This window comes from Bradyrhizobium sp. (genome assembly GCF_030654605.1).
Classification (GTDB): domain Bacteria; phylum Pseudomonadota; class Alphaproteobacteria; order Rhizobiales; family Xanthobacteraceae; genus Bradyrhizobium.
In genome coordinates this window covers 105,164-112,500 of the sequence record NZ_JAURXB010000295.1, presented here as the reverse complement: position 1 = coordinate 112,500, position 7,337 = coordinate 105,164, and the positions used below count along the sequence as shown (strand labels likewise).

General features: G+C 64.0%; 6 protein-coding genes. 4 read left to right on the top strand and 2 right to left on the bottom strand.

The genetic code is table 11. The annotated features are described in order from the left end of the window. Positions 1-339: 339 nt before the first annotated feature. Positions 340-2,067, bottom strand: a complete 1,728-nt coding sequence (locus Q7U29_RS27280; protein WP_304746669.1) for a S9 family peptidase — start codon at positions 2,065-2,067, stop codon at positions 340-342. Between the two features lie 276 nt (positions 2,068-2,343). Between Q7U29_RS27280 and Q7U29_RS27275 the strand changes: the two genes are divergently transcribed. Further along, positions 2,344-3,546 (top strand): TrmJ/YjtD family RNA methyltransferase, encoded by a 1,203-nt coding sequence (locus Q7U29_RS27275; RefSeq protein ID WP_304746667.1) that lies wholly within the window; start codon positions 2,344-2,346, stop codon positions 3,544-3,546. Positions 3,547-3,643: 97 nt separating this feature from the next. On the opposite strand, the gene Q7U29_RS27270 is transcribed toward Q7U29_RS27275, so the two are convergent. Continuing rightward, complete coding sequence (locus tag Q7U29_RS27270; protein WP_304746665.1) at positions 3,644-4,306, bottom strand: TetR/AcrR family transcriptional regulator; 663 nt, start codon at positions 4,304-4,306, stop codon at positions 3,644-3,646. 229 nt (positions 4,307-4,535) lie between these two features. Here Q7U29_RS27270 and Q7U29_RS27265 point away from each other — a divergent pair, with 229 nt between their 5' ends. The 3 genes from Q7U29_RS27265 to Q7U29_RS27255 all read left to right on the top strand — a co-directional run bounded on the left by Q7U29_RS27265 (position 4,536) and on the right by Q7U29_RS27255 (position 7,243). Next, on the top strand, positions 4,536-5,078 hold the full coding sequence (locus tag Q7U29_RS27265) for an OsmC family protein (protein ID WP_304746663.1): 543 nt from the start codon (positions 4,536-4,538) through the stop codon (positions 5,076-5,078). Positions 5,079-5,126: 48 nt separating this feature from the next. Then, positions 5,127-6,251 (top strand): acyl-CoA dehydrogenase family protein, encoded by a 1,125-nt coding sequence (locus Q7U29_RS27260; RefSeq protein WP_304746661.1) that lies wholly within the window; start codon positions 5,127-5,129, stop codon positions 6,249-6,251. Positions 6,252-6,364: 113 nt separating this feature from the next. Beyond that, positions 6,365-7,243: a sulfurtransferase gene (locus Q7U29_RS27255; protein ID WP_304746659.1), complete on the top strand. Its 879-nt coding sequence runs from the start codon at positions 6,365-6,367 to the stop codon at positions 7,241-7,243. The last annotated feature ends 94 nt before the right edge of the window (positions 7,244-7,337 follow it).

Sequence of the window (7,337 nt, the reverse complement as noted above, 5' to 3'; positions counted from 1 at the left end):
GGTGGCTTGGAGCGGACATTGTTCGGACAAGAGTTAAAGGACCTCCGAAAAAGCGAAGCAATTCAAACGACAAGAGCCACACCTGTACATCGCCGTCGTACGAATGACCGCTCTATGGATCTGTTTGATTACGGAGATTTGAAGCAGCGAGGTGAAACTCGCTCCGACGATTGGTTCCGACGGTATGGGTTTCGCGGATGAAACTTCCCCATTGCATCACAGTCGGCGCCGATGGCCGCTCTTGATGACCCATGTGAAGGCGTGTGCGTATGCGGATAGCGCTGCTGCTGCGGGGACATGACGCTTGGTCGCGGCGAGCGCGGACGCGGTTCGCGGCGATCAGAACGCCGCCTGCGTCGCGGTGCCCGCCACCACGTACCAGGTGACGAACAGCCCGCAGATCAGCGCGCCCGGCAGGCTGGAGCCGGTGCGCCGCCAGGTGAAGGTCGCGACCACGGCGCATATCCCGAGCAGCGGCACGAACTGGATGGCGACGATGGTGGAGAGCGGCACGAAACCGGGATCGGGCAGCGGGTTGAACAGTTTTCCAGTCAGCCACAGCGTGCCGTATTGCAACACCAGCAGCACGATGAAGCCCAGCGTCAGCGCCAGAATATTGGTGAGATAGAGCGCGCCGCGCGGTGAGCCCATGGTCGAGAAATTGCGGTGCAGCACATGCAGCGCGACCACGAAAAATGCCGTGAACGGAACGAGGTAGATCAGGAAGATGAAGAACTGCTTCGCGCTCATCAGCTTGAGCGCGACGATCCAGAACCGGAAATCGATCTTGAAGACGAGGTCGGCCAGCCACAGCGCGGCGTAGCCAATCAGGACAGTCGCGATCGCGATCACCACGGACTGGCCGATGATGCCGGCGCGGCTGGCGCGCTTCGGCGCGAACGGCATCAGCGCCAGCGTGATCAGGGCGTTGATGACCGCCCAGACCATGATCTGGTTGGTGATACCCTGCGGCAGATACGCGGACGGCGTTACAAACGTGCCGGCCAGCGCGAACGCCGGGTAATAGGTCAGCGCCGGGATGAAGGCCGAGAGCAGGAACGCCACGGTCCAGCGGCGGCCGTCGGCCGCGACATGCTCCGGCATGGTGCCGTCGGCGATCTCGGGCAGCCGCAGCCGGGAGAACATTTTTGCTTCCAGCAGGCCGTCAAAGGCGCCGATCAGCAACGCCACAAAGCCGAGCAAGGCGATCAGCGTGCCGATCTCCTTGCGCAGCCAGATCTGGTCGTCGGCCGGTTTTGGGGTGCCGCCCTGCAGCGTTTTGGCGAACCAGTCGAGGCTGTAGCCGATCGCTTGATGCGAAATATGTTCGGCCGGATGGGTGATCGCCGGCGTGTACAGCACCCGCGCCGTGCCTTGCGCGATGTCGCCATAGACCTTGCCTGATACGACGGCGCCTTGCGTGCCGAACAGGGTCCAGAGCTTCGGGCTCTTGGCGACGTCGCGGGCGAGGTCGACGCCCCACATCAGGGTGGAAAATTCCTCATATTGCGCGAACACCAAGGCGACGTTGCGCGGCCAACCGGCGGTGCCGTCGGCGGCGAACGGCTTGCCGGTGGAGGATCCCTCCAGCACCATCGATTTGTAATCGCCAGGCATCGCGGTGGCCGCCGCCAGCACGGTCCAGCCGCCCATCGAATGACCCTCGAGTCCGATATTGTTCTTGTCGACGATGTCGAGGCTGCGCAGATGCGCCAGTCCATCGGGGCCGCCAAAGCCGTTGGCGAAAGCCGGCGGGTCGCTGTAGCCGTGGCCGGTCTGGTCGAGCGCCAGCACTACGTAACCGCGGCGGGCGAATTCGATGGCAAAGCCGTCCTGGGTCTCGCGCGAATTGATGTAGCCGTGGACCGCGAGAATGCCGGGGGCCGGGGTCTGCGCGGTGGCATTGGCGGGGATGTAGAGCAGGGCGCTCATGGTGTTGCCCTTGGCGCCCTTGAAGCGGATATCCTGGATCCGGATGCCGCCTGCGGTTTGGGTGAAGTGGGCGAGCAGCCCGCCGGCCAGGATCAGGATCACTCCGGCAATCGCCAATGACCATCTGCCGCGCATCAACGCCTCCCCTGAGTCCCCAGCCGTTGAACCGGCTATCGGGTTCGCTTTGCTTGTGCTTGATAGCCTATCCGAAAGTATAATGCGCGCAAGCAGAAGGTATCCAAAGCCGGCCGAGGCTTTGGCTGAGCGTTAGATGGCGCCCCTAACCCTGTTATTTGGCTTGAGAAATCCTGCCCGCTGGGCAATCCACTACGGCTGGCCCGTGAGCCGTTGAATCAGGTTCTTCGGAACTTGATTCACATCCTTCAGACGTTGATTCAGAAAGTGAAGCGAATGTCCGGATCGGGCACCGACAAAACCAAATCGAGCGTCACGCTGGCGGGGCCCGTCATCATTCTGGTCGAGCCGCAGCTCGGCGAGAACATCGGCATGGCCGCGCGCGCGATGGGCAATTTCGGCCTAACCCGTTTAAGAATCGTCAATCCGCGTGACGGCTGGCCGAACATCAGCGCCCAGCGCGCCGCCTCCGGCGCCGACCATATCCTGGATGCGGTCGAGCTGTTCGACACCGTCGAGCAGGCAGTGGCCGACTGCACGCTGCTGTTCGCCACCACCGCGCGCGCCCACGACCAGGCCAAGCCGGTGGTCGCCCCGGAAGCCGCGGCGCGGGAGATCGTGGCCGGCGTCGCCGGCGGCGGCACGGTCGGAATCCTGTTCGGCCGCGAGCGCTACGGCTTGCAGAACGAGGAGGTGGCGCTGGCCAACCGCATCATCACCTTTCCGGTCAATCCGGGTTTTGCCTCGCTCAATCTGGCGCAGGCGGTGCTGCTGATCGGCTATGAATGGTTCAAGCTCTCGACCGCGGGGGCGCTGCCGTTCGCGATGCCGGAGCATTCCGAGCCCGCCTCGCAGCACCAGATGCAGGCGTTCTTCGACAATCTGATCCGCGAACTCGACAAGGTCGAATTCCTGCGGCCGGCGGAAAAGCGCGAGACCATGCTGGTCAATCTGCGCAACATCTTTACCCGGATGGAGCCGACCAAGCAGGACATGCACACGCTGCACGGCGTGGTGATGGCGATCGCGGAAGGGCGCAAGGGCCCTGCCAAGGGCGGCGTGCTCGACGGCGAACAGGCCACCCGCCTGCGCGCGCTGCTCGCCGAGCACGGGCAGCACGCGCTGCCGTCGGAAAGCGGCACCGTGCGCGGGCTGGCGCGGCTGTTGCGGCGCAACCCGACCGACGCCGAGCGCATCCTGTGGGAGGGCTTGCGAACCGACCGCCGTTTTGCCGGGCAGTTCAAACGCCAGACCCCGGTTGGCCGCCACATTCCGGATTTTGTCAGTTTCGTGCACCGGATCGCGATCGAGCTGATCAATCCCGATGAGACCGAGGTGATCGTCAAGGACCGTGCGGCGCGGCAAGCATGGCTGGAGGCGCGAGGCTATCGCGTGGTCGCGATGGTGTCGGCAGAGGTCGAAGCCGATATCGGCGGACAGCTCGACCGGCTGGAGACGCGCGTGCTGGAGGCACGGTAGGAAAAGGGTTCGTCATTGCGAGCGAAGCGAAGCAATCCATGCTGCCGAGCAAAGAAAGAATGGATTGCTTCGCTTCGCTCGCAATGACGGCCAGTTGCTACACCGCCATCAACTGTGGCGTCTCGCCCGCGCGTTTCGGTTTCTTCAGCTTCGACGGTCCGAACAGCGAGCCCGCGGCCAATCCCGCGGTGTCGGCGACATCGGGATTGCGCGAGACCATGGCCGCGACGATGGCGCCGTCGATCAATAGCGCGAGCTGGTGCGCCAGCACTTCCGGCTCCGCCGCGCCCATCTCGCCGGCCAGCTTCTCGATGTGCGCCAGCACCACCTTCTTGTGTTTCATGGCGATGGCGCGGAATTGCTTCTGGTCCTTGTCGTGCTCGGCGACCGCATTGATGAAGGGACATCCGTAGAACCGTTCCTCGCCGAACCAGCTCTTCAGCGCGGGAAAGATTCGCGCCAGCTTGGTCTGCGCGCTGCCGCCGCCGGTCTCGATCGAATCGATGAACCATTCGCGCCACTGCCTGCCCTCGGTCTCCAGCACGGCATGCACCAGATTGGTTTTCGAACCGAACAGCTTGTAGAGCGTGGTCTTGGCGGTGCCGGCCTCGTTGATGATGGCGTCGATGCCGGTGGCGTTGATGCCGTCCTTGCAGAACAGCCGCGTCGCGGCGCCGAGCAGGCGTCCGTGCGCGGACTCGTCGTCGCCGGCAGCGGGACGTGCGGCGGAGGAACGCTTCTTCGAAGCAGGTTTGCGCATGCGCTCAGTTAATCGAAATGCGACGCACGCATCAAGTCGCATCTTGCAGTGCTCAAGATCTCCGCGATGAAGCAGCGATTGCACCTGGTTTAGGCAGGAGGCTACCGATCGGTTTTCGGGCAATCCGGCCTAAGCGGCTTCAGGCGTTCGGGTTTTCGGCCGGGCGGTCTCTGGCACGCTTCATGCAGGAAACAGACCGTTCGGTATCCTACCTCCCAGGGAGAAACAAATGACCGCGGTCGCCCAGAAAACAGTGCTGACAGGCTGCCTTGCTCCGATCGACAAGGACGGGCTGCAACAACTCATCGTCACCAGCAAGGCCAACCCCAAGGTGATCAAGACCTTGAAGTGCAAGACGGTGGCCGAAGGCAAGTTCCGCCACGCCAACTACATCCGCAACCTGCCGCCCTACATCGTCGACGAGCCGCCGGGCCTGCTCGGCGACGACACCGCGCCGAATCCGTCGGAAGCATCATTGGCGGCGCTGGGTTCCTGCCTCGCGGTCGGGCTGCACGCCAACGCGGTGCATCGCGGCTGGATCGTCAACAAGCTCGAGCTGCAGCTCGAAGGCGACCTCAACATCACGGCGGTGTGGGGCACCGGCGACGTCAGCGAGAAGCCGGTCGGCTTCACCGACGTGCGGGTCAAGGTCGACATGGTCTGCGAAGGCATTGCCCAGGCCGAGATCGACGCGCTGGTGACCCACGTCAAGAAGTGGTCGCCGGTTGCCAATACCTTTACGCGGCCCGTCAATCTCGAGGTCAGCGCCTAGAGCGTCAAGCGTGCAATCGCGTCCCCGAAAACCGCTACGGAGAGTCTGATGGGTCAAGTGGCTGTATCGCGTCTGCCGGTCGACGATGTCGGCGGTGTTTCACAGGCATCCGTCGTCGCCGGGGTGGCGGCGATGGCACGCAAGGATCTCGCGCCGCTCGCGGCCGGCATCGACGACGGCACGGTCTATCCGGCCGAACTGCTCCGGCGTCTCGGCGATGCCGGGGCGTGGGGTACGCATCGACCGGCGAATGGCGCGGCCGATCTGTGCTGCGCCATTCAGTCGATCTCGGCGCTCGGCGAGGTCTGCGGCGCCACCGCCTTCATGGCGTGGTGCCAGAACACGCTGGCCTGGTACGTGACGAATTCCGGCAATGCGGCGCTGACGGCGCGGTTCGCCGACGGCGTCTCCGCGGGAAAGATCCTCGGCGGCACCGGCCTGTCCAATCCGATGAAGACGTTTTACGGAATCGAGAAGTTCAAGCTCAGGGGGCGCAGGGTCGAGGGCGGCTACGTCGTGCGCGGCGCGCTGCCCTGGGTGTCCAATCTCGGTCCCGATCATTTGTTCGGCACGATCTTCGAGATCGAGGACAAGCCGAACGAGATCGTGATGTTTCTCGCCGACTGTTCCGATCCCGCCATCACGCTGACGCCGTGCCAGCCGTTTCTGGCGATGGACGGCACCGGCACCTACGGCGTCCAGTTCCGCGATGCCTTCATAGCGGACGATCACGTCCTCGCCGCGCCGGCCGGGCCGTTCGTCAAGAAAATCCGCGCCGGCTTCATCCTGCTGCAGGCGGGCATGGCGACCGGCCTGATCCGGGATTGCATCGCGATCATGAACGAGGTCGCCGGGCCGCTCGGCCACGTCAACCGCTATCTGCCGCAGCAGCCGGTCAATTTCCAGGATCTGCTGACCGAACTCGAAACCGAAACCATGGAGCTGGCGCGCGACCCCTACAACGCGGACGACAGCTACTGGCGTCAGGTCGTGGCGCTTCGGCTGCGGGCGGGCGAGGCCAGTGTCGCGGCCGCGCATGCGGCGATGCTCCATTGCGGCGCGCGCGGTTACCTGAAAAGCCACCGCGCGCAGCGCCGGCTGCGCGAGGCCTACTTCGTCGCCATCGTCACGCCCGCCACCAAGCAGCTGCGCAAAATGCTGGCAGAGGCGTGAGTCTTGCAGGGGGAGAATTGGCGGGCGTTTTTGCAGGAGAGGTGAGCAGACAGATTTCTCGAGAACATCGGATCGACCCTAACTTTCAACGACGAAAACAGGAGAGGCCTGACATGACGGATGTTTTGATTTCCGCCGGCGAACTCGCCGAATTCATCACTAAAGAGCCGTGCGTCATCATCGACACGCGCAACCCGGATGCCTACGGCGCGGGGCATCTCCCCAACGCCGTCAACGTGCATGAAATCTTCACCTTCCTCGCGACCTCGACGCCGGAGGGCATGCAGGAGCTGAAGACAAAATTCGCCGACGCCTTCGGCAAGGCCGGGCTGTCGGGCAAGGAAACCGCCGTCATCTACGAGCAGTCGATGAATTCCGGTTTCGGGCAGTCCTGCCGCGGATATTTTCTCCTGACCATGCTCGGCTATCCCAGGATCAAGGTGCTGCATGGCGGGTTCGACGCCTGGGCCGCCGCGGGCCTGCCGGTAACGACGGACGTTCCGACGCCGGCGCCGGCCTCGTTCTCGATCGTTCCGGAAGCCGGCGACATCCTGATCGATGCCAAGACCATGCTGGCCGCCGTCGGCAAGCCCGGCGTCGCGCTGCTCGACGTCCGCGACGTCGATGAATGGATCGGCGACAGCTCCTCGCCCTACGGCAAGGATTTCTGCCCGCGCAAGGGACGGATTCCCGGCGCGGTGTGGCTCGAATGGTACCGCATGATGAAGCCGACCTCGGAGGGACCGCGCTTCAAGTCCAAGGACGAGATCCTGGCCGAATGCGCCACCGTCGGCATCACGCCGAATACCCCGGTCTATCTCTATTGCTTCAAGGGCGCCCGGGCCTCCAACACCTTCCTCGCGCTGAAAAACGCCGGGGTGAAGGACGTGCGGATGTATTTCGGGTCCTGGAACGAATGGTCGCGCGATCCGTCGTTGCCGATCGAGGAAGGGCTGCCCACCGACGCCAGGCTGACGGAGAAGGCGGCATAAGAGCCCGCAAGGTCTGCATCGTCCGGCCGCACTGAGGCGGCCGGCGATGAACCGCTGAAAGCGGCGCGGTTGGCCGTTCAATCATCCGACACCA